The 16,837-nt window shown below is 38.1% G+C and carries 17 protein-coding genes and 1 pseudogene; 8 read left to right on the top strand and 10 right to left on the bottom strand.

Annotated elements, in window-relative coordinates; all coding sequences use genetic code 11:
• The first annotated feature begins 225 nt into the window (after positions 1–225).
• From ANA_RS05470 to ANA_RS05440, 7 genes are all read left to right on the top strand, one after another.
• Entirely contained in the window at positions 226–1,815 is a 1,590-nt protein-coding gene (locus ANA_RS05470) for an AAA family ATPase (protein ID WP_015079057.1), read from the top strand.
• Between the two features lie 86 nt (positions 1,816–1,901).
• Positions 1,902–2,276 (top strand): DUF1257 domain-containing protein, encoded by a 375-nt coding sequence (locus tag ANA_RS05465; RefSeq protein ID WP_015079056.1) that lies wholly within the window; start codon positions 1,902–1,904, stop codon positions 2,274–2,276.
• A 91-nt stretch (positions 2,277–2,367) separates the two neighbouring features.
• A complete protein-coding gene (locus tag ANA_RS05460) occupies positions 2,368–2,580 on the top strand; it encodes a DUF2997 domain-containing protein (protein WP_015079055.1) in 213 nt (70 codons plus the stop codon).
• Between the two features lie 187 nt (positions 2,581–2,767).
• On the top strand, positions 2,768–3,319 hold the full coding sequence (locus ANA_RS05455) for a nucleotide exchange factor GrpE (protein WP_015079054.1): 552 nt from the start codon (positions 2,768–2,770) through the stop codon (positions 3,317–3,319).
• Positions 3,320–3,493: 174 nt separating this feature from the next.
• On the top strand, positions 3,494–5,080 hold the full coding sequence (locus tag ANA_RS05450) for an Hsp70 family protein (protein ID WP_015079053.1): 1,587 nt from the start codon (positions 3,494–3,496) through the stop codon (positions 5,078–5,080).
• Between the two features lie 207 nt (positions 5,081–5,287).
• Positions 5,288–6,124, top strand: coding sequence for a 4-hydroxy-tetrahydrodipicolinate reductase (gene dapB / locus ANA_RS05445; RefSeq protein WP_015079052.1), 837 nt, complete (start codon positions 5,288–5,290; stop codon positions 6,122–6,124).
• A 186-nt stretch (positions 6,125–6,310) separates the two neighbouring features.
• Positions 6,311–6,994, top strand: a complete 684-nt coding sequence (locus ANA_RS05440; protein WP_015079051.1) for a hypothetical protein — start codon at positions 6,311–6,313, stop codon at positions 6,992–6,994.
• A 141-nt stretch (positions 6,995–7,135) separates the two neighbouring features.
• On the opposite strand, the gene ANA_RS26440 is transcribed toward ANA_RS05440, so the two are convergent.
• From ANA_RS26440 to ANA_RS05410, 8 genes and pseudogenes are all read right to left on the bottom strand, one after another.
• Positions 7,136–7,480 carry a hypothetical protein gene (locus ANA_RS26440; protein ID WP_015079050.1) on the bottom strand — a complete coding sequence of 115 codons (345 nt, stop codon included), beginning with the start codon at positions 7,478–7,480 and terminating at the stop codon, positions 7,136–7,138.
• Entirely contained in the window at positions 7,452–8,081 is a 630-nt protein-coding gene (locus ANA_RS05430; RefSeq protein WP_015079049.1) for a precorrin-8X methylmutase, read from the bottom strand. The genes ANA_RS26440 and ANA_RS05430 overlap by 29 nt, the downstream gene beginning before the upstream one ends.
• A 130-nt stretch (positions 8,082–8,211) precedes the next feature.
• Positions 8,212–9,021: a TPM domain-containing protein gene (locus tag ANA_RS05425; protein WP_015079048.1), complete on the bottom strand. Its 810-nt coding sequence runs from the start codon at positions 9,019–9,021 to the stop codon at positions 8,212–8,214.
• A gap of 222 nt (positions 9,022–9,243) precedes the next feature.
• Positions 9,244–9,609 (bottom strand): annotated as a pseudogene (locus ANA_RS05420) (hypothetical protein); the annotation flags it as partial.
• An 11-nt stretch (positions 9,610–9,620) separates the two neighbouring features.
• Positions 9,621–9,989 carry a YtxH domain-containing protein gene (locus ANA_RS05415; RefSeq protein ID WP_015079046.1) on the bottom strand — a complete coding sequence of 123 codons (369 nt, stop codon included), beginning with the start codon at positions 9,987–9,989 and terminating at the stop codon, positions 9,621–9,623.
• Between the two features lie 26 nt (positions 9,990–10,015).
• Positions 10,016–10,210, bottom strand: coding sequence for a hypothetical protein (locus tag ANA_RS24160; RefSeq protein ID WP_015079045.1), 195 nt, complete (start codon positions 10,208–10,210; stop codon positions 10,016–10,018).
• Positions 10,155–10,298: a hypothetical protein gene (locus ANA_RS27390; RefSeq protein WP_168694533.1), complete on the bottom strand. Its 144-nt coding sequence runs from the start codon at positions 10,296–10,298 to the stop codon at positions 10,155–10,157. The genes ANA_RS24160 and ANA_RS27390 overlap by 56 nt, the downstream gene beginning before the upstream one ends.
• 88 nt (positions 10,299–10,386) lie before the next feature.
• Positions 10,387–11,361: a sucrase ferredoxin gene (locus ANA_RS05410; RefSeq protein ID WP_015079044.1), complete on the bottom strand. Its 975-nt coding sequence runs from the start codon at positions 11,359–11,361 to the stop codon at positions 10,387–10,389.
• A 725-nt stretch (positions 11,362–12,086) separates the two neighbouring features.
• On the opposite strand from ANA_RS05410, the gene ANA_RS05400 reads away from it, so the two are divergent.
• The gene (locus ANA_RS05400; protein WP_041457733.1) at positions 12,087–13,055 is read left to right on the top strand and encodes an ROK family protein; all 969 of its coding nucleotides are present in this window, start codon (positions 12,087–12,089) and stop codon (positions 13,053–13,055) included.
• 54 nt (positions 13,056–13,109) lie between these two features.
• Here ANA_RS05400 and ANA_RS05395 read toward each other — a convergent pair whose 3' ends face one another.
• Positions 13,110–15,713 carry a type I secretion system permease/ATPase gene (locus tag ANA_RS05395; protein WP_015079042.1) on the bottom strand — a complete coding sequence of 868 codons (2,604 nt, stop codon included), beginning with the start codon at positions 15,711–15,713 and terminating at the stop codon, positions 13,110–13,112.
• A 32-nt stretch (positions 15,714–15,745) separates the two neighbouring features.
• On the bottom strand, positions 15,746–16,504 hold the full coding sequence (locus ANA_RS05390) for a peptidylprolyl isomerase (protein WP_015079041.1): 759 nt from the start codon (positions 16,502–16,504) through the stop codon (positions 15,746–15,748).
• Positions 16,505–16,837 lie beyond the last annotated feature (333 nt).

The following is a 16,837-nucleotide window of genomic DNA, read 5'->3' as shown; positions in this document are numbered from 1 at the left end:
CCATCTCACTTCATAAATATTCAATTTCCTCTATACTAATAACAACTAACCAATAATCAAACAATCACATCCTGTACATCCTCAAATCCTGGGCATCCTGATATGGCTTACGCCACGCTACGCTATCAGACAAAAAATTTTCTTCTTTGCGTCTTTGCTCCTTGGCGACTTTGCGCGAAATAAAAACCCCAATAAACTAACAACTAACTCCCTTATTTATACATAATGAATAACCCCCATCAACAACTACTCCAACAAATAGACCTCATGCTTCGCGCCCGCTATCCCCTACTATATATAGTCGGAGTCGAAGAAGAACCAATAGAACAAGTCCTCCAACAACTCACCCAAATATCCCAGACACCACGACAACTATTATTATGGGATATCGTCACCGGTTGGGATGACAACGGAACTGATAAAGGTTCAGTCATGGGTGCATTATCAAGAATTACCAAAACCCCAGAAAATACAACCACAATATTTGTATTGCGAGACATACATTTTATCCTCAAAAACCCGGAAACAGAAAAAAATGCTCCCGTAATTCGGGCTATCAAAAACCTCACCCGTCAACTCAAACGCACACGCCAAACCCTCATCCTCACCAGTCATACATTAACCATTCCCCCAGAACTACAAGAAGAAATTACAGTTATTGATTTTCCCTTACCCAACATCCAAGAAATAGATTATTTAATTCAGCAATTAATAGTCCCCGAAAAACTGAATTTAAATGGACTAGGAAAAGAACAATTAATCAAAGCCTGTCAAGGATTAAGTCGCGCCAGAATTAGAAGAGTTTTAGCCGCAGCTTTAGCAGCAAAAGGACAAGTCAACGAAACAGATATTGATAGAGTTTTAGAAGAGAAAAAACAAGCAGTTCGCCAAACCGGAATCTTAGAATTTTACACCGCCAATGAATCATTAAAAAACGTCGGTGGCTTAGAAAATCTCAAACAGTGGGTGCGAATGCGTCAAGATGCTTTTACCGAAGAAGCACGACGTTATGGCATACCCAACCCCAAAGGCGTTTTATTAGTAGGAATCCAAGGAACAGGAAAATCATTATCAGCCAAAACTATCGCCCATGAATGGCGTTTACCATTGTTACGTTTAGACGTGGGGAGATTATTTGGGGGAATAGTGGGAGAAAGTGAAAATCGCATTCGCCAAATGATACAATTAGCAGAAGCAATATCACCCTGTGTATTATGGATGGATGAAATAGATAAGGCATTTGGTAATATTAATAGTGGTACAGATGGTGACTCTGGCACATCGCGCCGGGTATTTGGTACACTCATTACCTGGATGCAAGAAAAAACCAGTCCGGTGTTTATGGTGGCTACTGCTAATAATGTGCAAATATTACCAGCGGAGTTATTAAGAAAAGGGCGATTTGATGAAATATTCTTTTTAAATTTACCTACGGAAAAAGAACGCCATGATATTTTTAAGGTCCACTTGCAAAAAATCCGTCCTTCCCGACTGCGAGATTTTGATTTACAAAGACTCGCCAAAAATACCGAAAATTTTAGCGGTGCGGAAATTCAACAGGTAATTATTGATGGTATGCACCGCGCTTTTGGTAGTTTAATTGATGGTAATAGGCGGGATTTTCACACTGAAGATATTTTAGCTGCGGTGTCGGAAACTGTTCCTTTGGCTGCTATTGCTAAGGAACAAATTACTAGTTTAAAACGCTGGGCGGCGGAAGCTGGCGCAAGAACGGCTTCTATTGATACGCTGTTAATTGAGGAGTTGAAGGTTTATTCTCAGCAGCAAGGTTTCGGTCCTTTGGAGGTGGATTAAATAATAAAAGAAAACGAACCGCAGAGGCGCAGAGGACGCAGAGGGAAGAGGTTTTGGAGAGATTTTTTTATAGGAGTTGATTTTTTATGTCTCATTTTACAACTATTAAGGTGCAAATTAAACAGGGTGAAGTTTTGCTTGACGTTTTGCAAGAGTTAGGTTATCAAGTTGAACAAAATACTCAGGTTCGGGGTTATATGGGTGATACAATTAATGCTGAATATGTGATTAAGCAAGCTAATGGTTATGATTTGGGTTTTCGTCAAAATGGAGAAGGTTATGAGTTAGTGGCTGATTTTTGGGGTGCGAAAATTAATCAGCAGGAGTTTATTAATAATATTAGTCAAAAGTACGCCCATAAAACTTTGATGGAAACCATACAAACTGAGGGTTTTAGTGTGGAAGAAGAGGAAGTTTTAGAGGATGGTACGGTGCGGGTTTTAGTTGGTAGATGGGTTTAAATAAGATCCCCGACTTCTTTTTAAGATTTTATCAATAAATGATTAAATAAGGTAAGAAGTCGGGGATCTGAGGACAAAAGGAAAAATCATTATGGCTGAATATCAAAAAGTTGAATATCGCATTGGTAAAGATGGTAAAATTGTGGAACGGGTTTTAAATGCAATCGGTTCTAGTTGTGTGGAAACAACAAAAGGGTTAGAAAAGTCCTTGGGAGAAATAGAATCTCAGGAATTGTTACCGGAATATTATCAAGATGATGAGTTAATTACCACTTCCGAAAATCAATCCTTACAACAGCAGTAAACCATAAATACTCGTTCCTTGTCTCTGACAAGGAATGCAGTATAGAGGCTCTGCCTCTTCTGATAAAATAGAGGTAGAACCTCTAGGATTGCATTCCCAGTCTGGAGACTGGGAACGAGAAACGAGAATTGCATTCCCAGTCTGGAGACTGGGAACGAGAATCAAACCAGCTACATAAACAAATAATATGCTAGAACAAATTAATCAAGTTGCTTTTGCTGTAATTCTCGTAATCATTGTTTATATCATTCTGCGGTTTTTATTCCCAGCAAATAATCAAAATACATCTATTAATAATCAACCTGTAACTTCTCCAGACACAGAACAGAAAATCAAAGATTTAGAAATTCAATGTCAACGACTCAGGGAGGAATTAAAACAACAATCTCAACAATTACAAACTGATTTTCAACAGGAAACTTTCACCCAATTACAAACTTTAGTCAGCAATTATCCCACAGTTAAAAAAATGGCTTTAGCTAAACCTGAATTACCTGCTAAAAACCTAACTTTCCTATTTACATCTTTAGATAATTTAATTACCAATTGGGGTTATACTGCTATTGGTGAAACTTGGAAACAGGTTAATTATAATCCCCAATTACATCAAGCTGATAGTGATGATATTCAAGAAGGGGAATTAGTATATATTCGTTTTATTGGTTATCAAAATGGTGATAAAGTTCTTTATCCTGCTAAAATTAGTCGTACTCTTCCAGCAGGATTTGATAATAATTAAATATAAATCTGTTAGCTTCCTTACCCGCCCAGAAATGAATTTCTGGGCTAATAGTTAAAGTAAACTAAAGTTTACTAAAAATTTTCGAGCTATTTAGTCATCTTTAGATGACTTTAGCTATGAGACTGGGAATTCATTCCCAGGCGGTATTTCTGACTCCTGACTCCTCAAATTATGACAACTATCGCAATTGATTTTGGTACAAGTAATACTGTAATTAGTATTTTAGAAGCTGATACTCAATTACCTAAAAGTTTACGTTTTCCTAATTTATCCCGTTTGTTTTTGGGTGTCAATCCTCAAGGTGAAAGATTAGAATATCCCGTTATTCCTAGTTTAATGTTTATTAAATCAGGTAATAATATCATATTAGGTGAAGGTGTGAGAAGTCAAAGATTAGGACTTTCTCAAAGTTATCCTCCTGAAAGATTATTTAAAAAGTTTAAACGCGATTTAGCTGGAGATTATCAACCACCAGCAATCCAAATTGATGGGATAAATTATAATGCTATTTCTGTTTCTGAGTTGTTTATCCAAACTATTTGGACAGAAATAAAAAGGCAAAATATCCAACCTAGTCATTTAATTTTTACTGTTCCTGTTGGTGCTTTTGAACGTTATTTAGATTGGTTTCGAGATTTGGGGACAAAATTAAATGTTTCTCAAGTATCAGTTATAGATGAATCTACAGCAGCAGCTTTAGGATATGCTGTAAAACGCCCTGGTAAGTTAATTTTAGTAGTAGATTTTGGTGGGGGAACTCTCGATTTGAGTTTGGTTAAAACTGTGAATAATTCTCATGAAAATAACAGTTTACGCGCTGAGGTTTTAGCTAAGTCGGAAGCTTATGTAGGTGGTGAAGATATTGATGTTTGGATAGTTGATGATTATTTACGTTCTCAAAATCTAACACCAGAACAAGTTGGGAAAATTGGTTATCAAAATTTATTAGAAATTGCGGAAAGGTTAAAAATTCAATTATCAAAAAATCAATCTGTAGCTGAAAGTTGGTTTGATGATGAATCTTTTATGTCTTATGAATTAAAAATCAATCGTGAAAAATTAGAGGAGATTTTAGAATATAGACAGTTTTTACAACAGTTACGAGATACGTTAGATGAAGTTTTAGCTTCTGCTTTGCGAAAGGGTATTTCTAAGAATGATATTGAACAGGTTTTGTTAGTAGGAGGGAGTTGTTTAATTCCCGCAGTTCAACAATTAATTATTTCCTATTTTGGTAAAAATAAAGTAAAATTAGATAAACCCTTTGATGCTGTGTGTCATGGTGCATTAGCAATAACGCAGATTACTGAAATAGATGATTTTCTCCGTCATAGTTACGCGATTCGTTTATGGGAAAATTATAGCAAAAGTTATATTTATCATCGCTTATTTACCAAAGGTGAAAAATATCCTTGTCAACGTCAGGAATGGTTAAATCTGCAAGTTGCAAATAATGGACAAAAAGAGATTCGTTTAGATATTGGTGAATTAGGTGATATGTCACAAACAGAAATTGCGTTTGATGCTTCGGGAAGAATGACTTCTAGCACTCTCCAACATCAAGAAAGTTACCGTTCCCTAGATAATCAAAATCAACAGGTTTGTGTGGCAAAACTTAACCCACTAGGTGAAGCAGGAATGGATAGAATATCGGTGTTATTTGAGGTAGATTCTCGACGGATTTTATTAGCAACTGTGAAGGATTTATTGACGGGAAAAGTTCTAATTAATAGGGGAGAAATTTATAAGTTGACATAAATAAAATAATACAAGTGTTCCTATGATAAGAAATGCAATGCTTCTATAATTTTAATCATATCTATAATAATATAATTATATTGTTACTTAACTTTTTTGACAAGATCAATTACTATTGATGGTTGCGTAGTCGAAAACAAATCAATTTTATAAAACTTGCATTTGTGAGACAATTTCTCTGTTCAATTAAAAATAATTGTTAAATCTATGAGCAATCAAGGTTCTATTCCCGTTATCGTTAACGGTGCTGCTGGTAAAATGGGACGTGAAGTAATTAAAGCAGTAGCCCAAGCGTCTGATTTGATTTTAATGGGTGCAATTGACACAACTCCCGAACATCAAGGTAAAGACGCGGGGGAATTAGCGGGTTTAAGTGAACCCTTGGAAGTACCAATTACCAATCAATTAGAGCCAATGTTGGGGTATGTGGCTGGGGAAAGACAGATGCAACCGGGGGTATTAGTTGATTTTACCCATCCTGATGCAGTTTATAATAATATTCGCAGTGCGATCGCCTATGGAATTCGTCCGGTTGTAGGAACTACAGGTTTAAGTCCCGCACAACTCGAAGAATTAGCTGATTTTGCGGAAAAAGCCAGTACCGGTTGTTTGATTATTCCTAACTTTTCCATTGGTATGGTACTACTCCAAGAAGCCGCTGTGAGAGCTTCTCAGTATTTTGATCATGTAGAAATTATCGAACTCCATCATAACCAAAAAGCGGATGCTCCTAGCGGTACAGCCATTCAAACCGCTCAACTATTAGGTGAAATGGGTAAAACCTTTAACACTGCTATTGTGGAAGAAACGGAGAAAATAGCCGGAGCTAGAGGCAGTTTAGCAGATGAAGGGATTAGAATTCATAGTATCCGCTTACCGGGACTCATTGCCCACCAAGAAGTGATTTTCGGTGCAGCAGGGCAAATTTACACCTTACGTCATGATACCAGCGATCGCGCCTGTTATATGCCAGGCGTAATATTAGCCATCCGCAAAGTTAATCAGCTAAAGTCATTAGTATATGGATTAGAAAAAATACTTTAAAAGCAAGGAGTCAGGAGTCAGGAGTCAGGAGTCAGAATAATAATAAATATAGAGAGAAGTGAAATTTTCTCAACCTCATCAAAGTTGACTCCAAAAGCCATTATTATCTTGACTTCCATATTCTCTATTCTGAATCCTTACCTTGAAAATTGCGATTTTTCCATCTCCAAGCCAAAAGCCAAAAATATGCTCGTTCCCCTAACTCGCCAAAAATTTGAACAAATCATTCCCCTGGTTGCCTCTGGACCACAATATAAATACTATTGGGGAAAGTTAAGCAATTTTGTGCAGCGGATACTAATTTCTGTAGTTACCTTAGCTGTGCTATTGCTTGCACAATTCTTGTTTAGATTGGAATTTGGGTTAATTTTCTTTTTTGGAGTATTTGGTGCTTTCTTTTGGCTTTGGTATCCCGTATTTCAAGCAAGTATCCGCAATGGAAAATGCCGCCGTTATAAATACAGTGGCTTTTTCCGGGGACGAGTGCTAGACTGGTGGATTACAGATAAGTTAATGGGCAAACAGGAAACCGTTAACGGCAAAGGTGAGTTAGTCATCATCGAAAACCGTGAAAAGCGGATTAACTTAGAAATAGGCGACGACACAGGATTTAGTGTGGAGTTTGAAGCCCCATTACGCAACGCCCACAAAGTCATTTCTCGTGGTCAAATAGCTGAAATGGTGGTTATGTCAAATAGTTCTGATTTAAGCACAATTGAAGAATTCAGCGATATATATATTCCTAGTCGTGATCTATGGGTAAGCGATTATCCTTATGTCCGCAAAGACTTTTTTAATGAAGTTAGTGTCCGCTTGCGTGCAAACCAGGAAAGAAAACCCCGCCGCCGTTCACCGAAGACAGGGAAGTAGGTGATTGGTGATTGGTGATTGGTCATTGGTGATTGGTGATTGGTGATTGGTGATTGGTAATTGGTGATTGGTAATTGGTGATTGGTGATTGGTGATTGGTGATTGGTCATTGGTGATTGGTGATTGGTCATTGGTGATTGGTCATTGGTGATTGGTAATTGGTGATTGGTGATTGGTAATTGGTGATTGGTGATTGGTCATTGGTGATTGGTGATTGGTGATTGGTGATTGGTAATTGGTGATTGGTAATTGGTGATTGGTGATTGGTGATTGGTGATTGGTCATTGGTGATTGGTGATTGGTCATTGGTGATTGGTCATTGGTGATTGGTAATTGGTGATTGGTGATTGGTAATTGGTGATTGGTGATTGGTAAAAATCTTCTCCCTACTTCCCCAACCTCCCCAACCTCCCCAACCTCCCCAACCTCCCCAACCTCCCCTACCTCCCCTACCTCTTCAACCCCCTCCAGTTCTATCCTGTCCATAGGCTTGCCAAGCCAAGTCTACTAAGCCGTCAACAATGGCAGCAGCTACGACAGCGTTACCCTTGCGACCTTCAATAGTGATGTAAGGAACTAGAGATTCTTGTAATCGTGCTTTTACTGGTTCTAAATTGGCAAAACCTACGGGGGTAGCAATGACTAAAGCGGGTCTAATTTCTTCGGCTGCAATTAATTCAACCAGTGCAGTTAATGCTGTTTGTGCTTGACCAACTACAAATATTCCCTCTGGATAACGCCTAGCTAGGGTTTCAATCCCCCAAGCAGCAAGGGTTTTTTCTTTTTGGGGTCGTGTTAGTGCTTCCATACTGCAATACACTGGATTAGCAAATGTATTTTGAATATCATGGGCTATGGCTGCTTGTACCATTGGTGCATCTACGACAATGGTAGTACGTGCTACTAGGGCGGCTGCTCCAGCTTGTAATGCTTGTTCTGAAAACCGGATTAAGGATTTATACTCTAAATCTGCTGTAGCATAAACTACGCGGCGGACGATTTCATACTCTGCTGGTGAAAAAATATGATCACCAATTTCAGTATCAATAATTGCCAAACTTTGAGCGTCAGTTACGTGCCATTCCATTGTTATTTAATGTATTATTTTTTAGCTTATCAGTTTCCGTGCGTAGTCTTTGTTGATTGGTAATTGGCAATTAGTAATTGGGCAGAATTTATTTCTAGTTGCCATTTACCAGTCAGTATCCTATAACTTTTCAGGATTCAGCGTTAGAGGAAGTCCGACTAAACACGGGGGATAAATAAGCTACTAAAGCACCAATGGCAAAAGCGGAAATATTGCGGACGAGAGGCAACCAATCGCTTGTCCGGGTAATAACTGGAGCAATACCGAAGGCAATAAATAACATCCCCCATAAAGGTGAGAAAATTAACGCCCATTGCCAACCAAGTATCTTTTTGTCACCGCGCGGTTGGGCAGCAAAACCACAAATAATCCCCCCAACAGCAGAGGTAACAAGGGTGAGTATCCATTGTTCTCTAGGGAGTCCAGGAACGACGTTACAACCGCCTTTGAGTAAGCAACCTTTCACTGAATTTAGAGCCTGGAGAATGGCTTGATCTTCTCCTTCTTCACGGACAAAGTATAAGTTACCAAAGCGGGTTTGTAGTTCAATCCAGAAGGTGCGGGGTAAGAATTCATAAACGGCATCACCAACACTAAAGCTGAGGATGTTACCACCACGAGCATCTGCTACTAGGAGGATGCTTTTATCATCTAAACCCCAATATTTGATTACTGCTCTCCCTGGGGTGCGGTCGTATTGGGTTAAAACGCGCAATTTCCAACCAGTATCAGTTTCAAACTGCTCTAATTCTTTAACTAGCTTTTCTTCTTGGGGGTCAGGGAGAGTTTTTGCTAAATCTACTACTGGGGTGACAAAGCTGGGTAGCAAATCGGGATTTTCATAAGCTAGGGCAGATGGAGAATTAATTGCCCAAATTGAGCCAATAAAGCCAAATACGGCAATTGATACTAAAATTCGTCGCCAAAAACACAGGTGCATGAACGTTCTTATACTATTATCTAGGGGAGAATGTAAAAAGTGCTTTTCAAAGATTAATGTAAAAGTGATACTTCTTTACACTTCTTTACCTTACTCTAATATTAGATATCTCAGCAAAATCTGATGGAGAAATTAGGAATTGGTGACTACTCGCTGTTGATCAGTTTTGGCAGTGTTTAATCCCGTTCTCAATGATCAGCGTTTTCGCATTTCTCCTGGTTTTTTTTTGCGAGCGAAGCTTGTCCAAGCTGCTTTAAAGCCGACGAAGACACTACGGGTGCTAATTTGTAGATTTTCTGCTTGTTTTTTGGCGGTATCTAGACTTTGATCAAATTGTTTGACAACTTGACCGGCACTTTTAACACCTTCACTAACATCATCGGTTAATTCGGTTATTTCTAAGGTGGTGTTGCGGATAGCGTTGAGAGTGGGTGGCAACTCCCGTGAAAGGGTATCAAAGAATTTTTCGGCACTGCGAGCAGCATGGGCTACTTCCTGCAAAGCGGGTATGGCTGCCACCAAAACGGCTGTTAGACTGGCAGCAACTAGGAGGATGGATAGTCCCAGCCAAAACAAAGGATCAATCACGGTTATGCCACTTATGAACGTTCTAGTTTTTCGGTCAAAGGATCAGTATCGTTTGTGATGCTGCTGACATCAACAGTATTTTTTTTGTTTAAGTTTTGGCTTTCGCGCTGGGTAGCGTCTATGCCAACTGCGATCGCATCCCGCAGTCTGTCTACAGTTTCATCCCAGTTTTGCAGGGTGCTATTAGAAAGACGATCTGCCTGAATTTGCACGCTGGTCGTGATATCTTCTGCTAATTCGGGGATAGCATTGGCAGATTTTTTGACAAGTTTACGGGTTTCCCGTCCTGTGCGGGGAGCAACTAATAAACCTGCTAAAGTGCCAATAGCTGCTCCTAACATCAAACCACCAATAAAGATTCCAGAACGGTTGTTAGACATTTTTTGATTTTTCTACTCCATAGAATTTATCTTATATCTTGCACTGGGTATTGAGAAGTTGCGGTGACACAATTAAAACTTCTTCTTTCTTCTTTCTTCTTTTTGACAACTGACAACTGTACGGGCGAAGCATTTGGAGAACTATTTTTGGCAATGACCGATAATTTATCTTCCAAATGCTTCGCCCCTACTGACAACTGACAACTGTACGGGCGAAGCATTTGGAGAACTATTTTTGGCAATGACCGATAATTTATCTTCCAAATGCTTCGCCCCTACTGACAACTGACAACTGTACGGGCGAAGCATTTGGAGAACTATTTTTGGCAATGACCGATAATTTATCTTCCAAATGCTTCGCCCCTACTGACCACTGACGACTGACTCTTAATATATATTAGCTATAAGTTGCTACTTTTTTAGCTACAAGCCAAAGATTAGATACAGCATATTTCACATATACTACCTCTCTTGAAGCATCACAAGAACCTTTGAGGGTTTGTGTTTTTATATCATCTTTTACAAGTTTGGCCTGGTAAGTATAGAGAGTTCCAGAAGGTTGTTCAAAACTTAACTCACCTAAAATTGTCTGATTATCTAGGCTTTTCTCCAGAATTTTCCCTGTGACTTTATAGTTAAACCAATCCCAACCTAAACGCAGCATGAGTTCTCTTTCCAAAATTTGCAAGGGATTTGGTAAAATTCCCCAACCGCGATAAACTTTATTTAAACATTCTATATTTCCAGTTTGGGTAAGAATTGATTTAAAGGTATCTTGATCCAGAACTCCGTAATATCTGCCTTGGGGAAAATCTATGGCTGTGGGTGCAAATCTATGTCCACCAAAGTGACTTGATCTCCAAATTCTGAGATGATTTAACTGTAAATCAAAGATGGTATTTTGAGCATGAAAGTAAAAAGGATTGCCATATTTTGCACAACATTGATCATGGCTACCATGGGTACAAACTAATATATCTCTTGTGGTATTGGATGCTATTTCATCATCAACACTGACTCCAGTTAACCATTTCCTGACTACTCCTGCTACTTGTTCAATATTTGGTAATTTAAATTCTTGTTTTCGGTATCCGTTACTTGATCCCTTTTCTTGCTGATAAATTAATAAAGTTGTTTGTTCTTCCCTGTGTGTTTCATCATTAGCAATTAATAGAAAATGAATTGATAATTTAGCACGTTTGACATCTGCAACCAAAATCCGTAAATTATCTGGAACCCATTTAGAATTAAAGGCTTCAGAAACCCAAGGGGTAGGACATTCTACTAATATATAGGTTTGGTGGTTGGTAGCACTACCAATAACATCTTCTTGTATTTCTCGTGAATGATCAGCACAAAAAAAATTATTCATTGACACTTACTCAAATATATATTTTATGAACAATTGTTAACAAAAATCTAGGTAGACACTTTATCAAATTCTGATTTTTCCCAGTCTTTCCGGTTAAATAAATGCTCTTTCCCAAAATGTTAAGAATTCAAAATATCATTTTTTTTACATTTAACAGGGAGATTTTCGAGAATATCTGGAGCTAATTTATCGCTTTTTCGATTAGTATTCTTCATCCTTAGTCTTAATCGCTGAATTCTGAGATTTAAACTTTTCCCTAAATGATCTAAATAGAAAATCCGATCCTTTGTCTGTATACTTAATGACATACATTCACTAGCTTTTAAATTATAGCTAAATTTATCCATATTGCGAAATATTCTCAATTGATTGTGAAAAAAATATAAAGGCTACAAACTTTCTTTTGATCTAATCACGTATTTTGACTCTAACCCAACTCAATTGCTAAAGCAACTATTTTCTTAAATAAATTCTACAAAAATATATCTTTACATTAATTTATCCTTCATAAAAATTAATAATATTCATAATCTAACAAAAACCGATCATAAGTATCATTGGATTTACAAATGTAATAAATAAGATTATACATAAGTTACAAGAATAATTAATACAGAAATATTTTTATGCAGACAGTAAAGATGGTTTCATCGTGAACTACAACAAAATTGTGATTAAGTAATAATGGTGAATGGTTGTTTTGTCAATTCCCTATTTTTAATTATATGACATTAATTTTAGCTCTGGATTTTGGTGGCACAAAATTGGCAGCAGCAACAGTAAAGGGTGGTGCGAAGGAGTGGTTGTACCATGAATCACGGTTTTCACCCGCAAATGGTGATGCTTTGACTGATTTAGAAATTATGCGATCGCTCATTGATTCCGTGCTAAAAGGAAGGAAACCGGATGCCATTGGTGTCAGCTTCGGTGGTCCAGTAGATGCAACCACAGGCTTAGTCCGCTTATCTCATCACGTTCCTGGCTGGGAAAATGTTCCCCTCAAACAAATACTCGAAGAAGATTATTATACACCTGTCAGTATAGATAATGATGCTAACGTTGCTGCTGTTGGTGAACATCGCTTTGGGGCTGGACAAGGATATGATAGCCTATTTTATATTACAATTAGCACTGGTGTCGGTGGAGGGTGGATACTTGACGGCAAGCTTTGGCGGGGTGCATTAGGCATGGCGGGAGAAATTGGACACATGGTAGTAGATCCTAGAGGTCCCTTATGCTTATGTGGAAAACGGGGATGTGTAGAACGTTTAGCTTCGGGTCCCTACATGGCGCAAAATGCCCGGGAAATGCTGGAGAAAGAACCACCCAGTGCTAACGGCAAAGTCAGGGGAGACGTACTTAGGTATTTGACAGGTAATGATCTCAACTTACTTACAGGCAAAGTCATTAGTACCGCCGCAGCCAACGGAGATGAAATAGCACAAGAGGTATTATATCGGGGTGCTTGGGCGTTGGGAGTCGGTATTGGTAATGTAGCCAATTTGATGAATCCCCAACGGTTTGTTTTGGGTGGTGGTGTCACCAAAGCTGGGGATAATTTCTGGACTGTGGTGCGGAAAGTAGCTAGGGAAACCGCACTCCCAGAGGTGAATTTTGAGATTGTGCGGGCATTGTTGGGTGATGATGCACCTTTGTGGGGGGCTGTGGCTTTGGGTTTGAATGTGTTAGATTAAATTCTTTTTCTCACGCAAAGGCGCAAAGACGCAAAGAATAATCAAGAGTTTCCTTTAAATATTCGCTTGTTGTCTTTGATAAAGTGACCAGTACAAACCTTTTTGTTTTAAGAGTTCTAAATGTGTTCCTCGTTCGGCTATTACTCCTTTTTCCATGACTAATATTAAATCGGCTCGTTTGAGGGGGGCAAAACGGTGGGCAATTAAGAATACTGTGCGGTTAGAGGAAACATTTTTGAGGTTTTGTAATACTTGTTGTTCGGTTTCACTATCTAAGGCGCTGGTGGCTTCATCTAATATGAGAATTGGTGCAGACGTTAGAAATAATCTGGCTAATGCTATGCGTTGTCTTTGTCCTCCAGATAATGCTGTTCCTCTTTCTCCTACGTTGTTTTCATAACCGTAAGGTAGTTGACTAATGAAGTCATGGGCTACTGCTAATCTGGCTGCTTCGACAACTTGTTCGGAGGTAATATCTGGATTTCCTAATGTGATGTTTTCTAAGATTGAACCATTAAATAAAAAGTCTTCTTGGAGAACTACACCTATTTGTTGTCGTAAGGATGCTAAGTCAGCACTTTTGATATCAAATCCATCAATTAGAATCCGTCCTGATTCAATTTGATAAAGTCGTTGAATAATTTTGGAAAGGGTACTTTTTCCTGAACCACTTCTGCCAACAATGCCTACAAATTGTCCGGGTTCAACATTAAAAGAAATTCCTTTTAATACTGGTTCGGTGTTGGCATTATAGCGAAAGAAAACTTGATCAAAGTTGACTTCACCTTTGAGGGGTGGTAATACTAATCCTGTTCCTGCTTCTGTTTCTGGGGCAGCGTTGAGAATATCACCAATTCTATCTACTGATAATAGAACTTGTTGGAGATTTTGCCATAACTGCACTAGCCGTAATAGTGGGCTGGTCACTCTTCCTGATAACATTTGGAAGGCGATTAATTGACCAATTGTTAGTTGATGATCAATTACTAATTTTGCCCCAACCCACAGGATGATTAAGGTGGAAAAGTTAGTCAGAAAGTCACCAATATTACTACTAATATTGGATGTAGTTGAGGCTTTAAAACTGGTACGAATAAACCGGGCAAATAAACCTTCCCAGCGTTCTCTTGCTATTGGTTCGGCTGCATGGGCTTTAACTGAATGAATGCCGGTGATTGTCTCGACTAAAAATGATTGACTGTCCGCACTGCGGTTAAAGGTTTCATTTAGCCAATTTCGCAAAATTGGTGTCGTGACGATGGTTAAAGTCGCAAATAATGGTAATACGGCTAAGGCTACAAATGTCAGGGGAATGTTGTAATAAAACATCAATCCCAGGTAAACTACAGCAAAGATACTGTCAAGAATGACGGTTAAGGCTGTACCTGTGAGAAATTGGCGAATTTGTTCTAATTCCTGGACTCTAGCGACTGTATCGCCCACTCTCCGCGACTCAAAATAAGCTAAAGGTAAACGCATTAAATGGCGAAAAAGTTGGGCGGATAAACTCAAATCTAAACGCCGGGCTGTGTGGGTAAATATGAATAGCCGCAGCATACCCAGAATAGATTCAAATGTCGCCACTAGCAAGAGAGCGATCGCCATCACATCTAAGGTGGCTAAACTCTCCTGTACCATCACTTTATCAATGATGACTTGAGTAATTAATGGTGACGCTAATCCCAATAATTGCAAGGTAAATGAAGCTATTAAAACCTCACCTAACAAACCCCGATATTTCCAAACTGCGGGAGTAAACCAAGCTAAATTAAATTTCTCTTGTTGGGAAATTAATTCAGCTTGCCATAATGTCCCATTCCAACAATTTTCTACTACAGATTGCGGTAATTGTTCACAACTATAATCAGGATTTTGGGGATTAGCAATAATTAAATAATTGCCTTTCATTTGATATGCTACTACCCAATTTAATTGGTTATTTTTACCTTCCTGATTACTTTGATTCCACAACAACAAAGCGGGAAAAGTTAATTGGCGTAAATCACTCCAACTAACCTGCAATTTCCGCAACACTAACCCTACTTTTTCCGCAGCTTCTACCAGATTTTTGGGTTTTTGTCCCCGCAGTTGGCGTTGTACCCATTCCAATTGCACAGGATTTTGTAAATGTTGTGCCACCATTGTTAAACAAGCTGCACCTGTATTCCCACTTCCCACAAAGGGATAATTGGAAATTATCGGTGGAGAAGGTGGGGAAGGAGGTAGAGAAATGGGAGAATTAGCAACTGGTAAAATGGCTTCTGTTTCCTCTACCTCTAGTGAATTTGTCCAAAATTCATCAATTTGAGAATTGACAAACTTTTTCCATACAGCCGAATTCCAACACACTACTACTACTTCCTTGCTGGTAGCGATAGCTTTACAATCAGCAAATATTTGTTGACAGTTACCAAACCAATCTCCTGTTTGTAAAGTAGCTACAGTTTTATTTTCTTCTTCTTCTCGTAACCGGACTTTACCAGTGACAATGAAGAACTGATAACTTCCCTCGTCAAAGGCATCACCACCTAATTTTTGTGACCAAATTTTTTCGCCAAGTTTGTAATTACGAATTTCCGCTTGCTGTTTTAATTCGCTTTTTTCTTCAGCATTTAGCCAGGATAGCGGCGGTTCATTCCAGGGTAAATTGTTTAACACATTTATTAGTTAAAATTGATTATTGAAATGTTTTAATCTACTTGAATTCTGACTGTAAGATCCTGAATTTTATCCCCTAGCCATTTCTCAAATAGCTCATTTTTTAGTGATTGTTGTAATTGAGGATCTTCTAAAGATGCTGGGAGAATTTGTTCTAATCTAAATAAGGCAAAACGTCCTTCTATGTCTATGGGATTGATCAATTTTCCTGGGGTGGTTGCGTCTACAGCCGCACGTAATACATCTGGGATAGTTCCCCGACTAATTGGTCCCATCATGCCATTGAATACTCGTTCATCTGCTAATGAATACTCTTTTGCTAGTTGTTCAAAACTACTTCCTTCTTCAATTTGAGTTTGTAGTTCTTCGGCTAATTCCCGACTATCAACTAGAATCCGTGAAAGGATGACTCTATCTAAGTAAATCTTCCTTTCAATAAAGTATTCTGGTAATTTTGATTCTGTGACTAATGCTTTGAGTTTCTCTAATTGAAAGCTAAAGGTAATAGATGTATGAAAAGTTGTATAATCTGTACTATTACTTATTAGCCATTCTTGAAATTTTTGTGGATCAGTTAGTTGATTTTTTAAGCGAAAATCAATAATTGTCTGTTCAATTAATGCCGAACTAATTTCGATATCTGTTCTGGTATTAATTTCTTGTACAATTACGTGCTGACGCAAGACATCACCAATAAAATTCCCCAGTTTACCCGATATTTGTAGATATTTAACTACTTCAGCGAGGGCAATTCCTTGGTCATTTACAGTCAAAAAAGATGAAGATTCCATGAAGTAATTCTGAGCATAAAACTAAAACATCTATAAGACTTTCCATTAAATAATAGAGAAAACAGTAGGGAATGATATCTAGGAATAATAAAGATTCGATAAATTAAATATGTAATTAATATTTGGTGATCAAATATTCTAATTTTTTGATTAATAGTGAACTCAATGATTTTAGATGATTACTATTTTTTATCTGTAAGCAATATGACCAAAATCAAAATGATTTTGCTGTCACTCAATCCAACATCAGACATTAGAGGTATGTTAAAGAAAGTGCTAAACTATCTCTATCTGGGTATATTTTCTTCAACTTACAACCAATTTCCATATAAA

The sequence above is a fragment of the Anabaena sp. 90 genome, assembly GCF_000312705.1.
In the GTDB taxonomy this organism is placed as follows: domain Bacteria; phylum Cyanobacteriota; class Cyanobacteriia; order Cyanobacteriales; family Nostocaceae; genus Dolichospermum; species Dolichospermum lemmermannii.
The sequence above is the reverse complement of the archived record's forward strand: the minus strand, read 5'-3'. Positions and strand labels throughout refer to the sequence as shown.

What these genes read in the sequence shown, in the direction of transcription:
- ANA_RS05470 (WP_015079057.1), top strand. Translation starts at nt 226, where the DNA reads ATGAATAACCCCCATCAACAACTACTCCAACAAATAGACCTCATGCTT.
- ANA_RS05430 (WP_015079049.1), bottom strand. Translation starts at nt 8,081, where the DNA reads ATGGAATGGCACGTAACTGACGCTCAAAGTTTGGCAATTATTGATACT.
- ANA_RS05450 (WP_015079053.1), top strand. Translation starts at nt 3,494, where the DNA reads ATGACAACTATCGCAATTGATTTTGGTACAAGTAATACTGTAATTAGT.
- ANA_RS05400 (WP_041457733.1), top strand. Translation starts at nt 12,087, where the DNA reads ATGACATTAATTTTAGCTCTGGATTTTGGTGGCACAAAATTGGCAGCA.
- ANA_RS05440 (WP_015079051.1), top strand. Translation starts at nt 6,311, where the DNA reads ATGCTCGTTCCCCTAACTCGCCAAAAATTTGAACAAATCATTCCCCTG.
- ANA_RS27390 (WP_168694533.1), bottom strand. Translation starts at nt 10,298, where the DNA reads ATGCTTCGCCCGTACAGTTGTCAGTTGTCAGTAGGGGCGAAGCATTTG.
- ANA_RS05390 (WP_015079041.1), bottom strand. Translation starts at nt 16,504, where the DNA reads ATGGAATCTTCATCTTTTTTGACTGTAAATGACCAAGGAATTGCCCTC.
- ANA_RS05425 (WP_015079048.1), bottom strand. Translation starts at nt 9,021, where the DNA reads ATGCACCTGTGTTTTTGGCGACGAATTTTAGTATCAATTGCCGTATTT.
- dapB (WP_015079052.1), top strand. Translation starts at nt 5,288, where the DNA reads ATGAGCAATCAAGGTTCTATTCCCGTTATCGTTAACGGTGCTGCTGGT.
- ANA_RS26440 (WP_015079050.1), bottom strand. Translation starts at nt 7,480, where the DNA reads ATGGACAGGATAGAACTGGAGGGGGTTGAAGAGGTAGGGGAGGTAGGG.
- ANA_RS05410 (WP_015079044.1), bottom strand. Translation starts at nt 11,361, where the DNA reads ATGAATAATTTTTTTTGTGCTGATCATTCACGAGAAATACAAGAAGAT.
- ANA_RS05415 (WP_015079046.1), bottom strand. Translation starts at nt 9,989, where the DNA reads ATGTCTAACAACCGTTCTGGAATCTTTATTGGTGGTTTGATGTTAGGA.
- ANA_RS05455 (WP_015079054.1), top strand. Translation starts at nt 2,768, where the DNA reads ATGCTAGAACAAATTAATCAAGTTGCTTTTGCTGTAATTCTCGTAATC.
- ANA_RS05460 (WP_015079055.1), top strand. Translation starts at nt 2,368, where the DNA reads ATGGCTGAATATCAAAAAGTTGAATATCGCATTGGTAAAGATGGTAAA.
- ANA_RS24160 (WP_015079045.1), bottom strand. Translation starts at nt 10,210, where the DNA reads ATGCTTCGCCCGTACAGTTGTCAGTTGTCAGTAGGGGCGAAGCATTTG.
- ANA_RS05465 (WP_015079056.1), top strand. Translation starts at nt 1,902, where the DNA reads ATGTCTCATTTTACAACTATTAAGGTGCAAATTAAACAGGGTGAAGTT.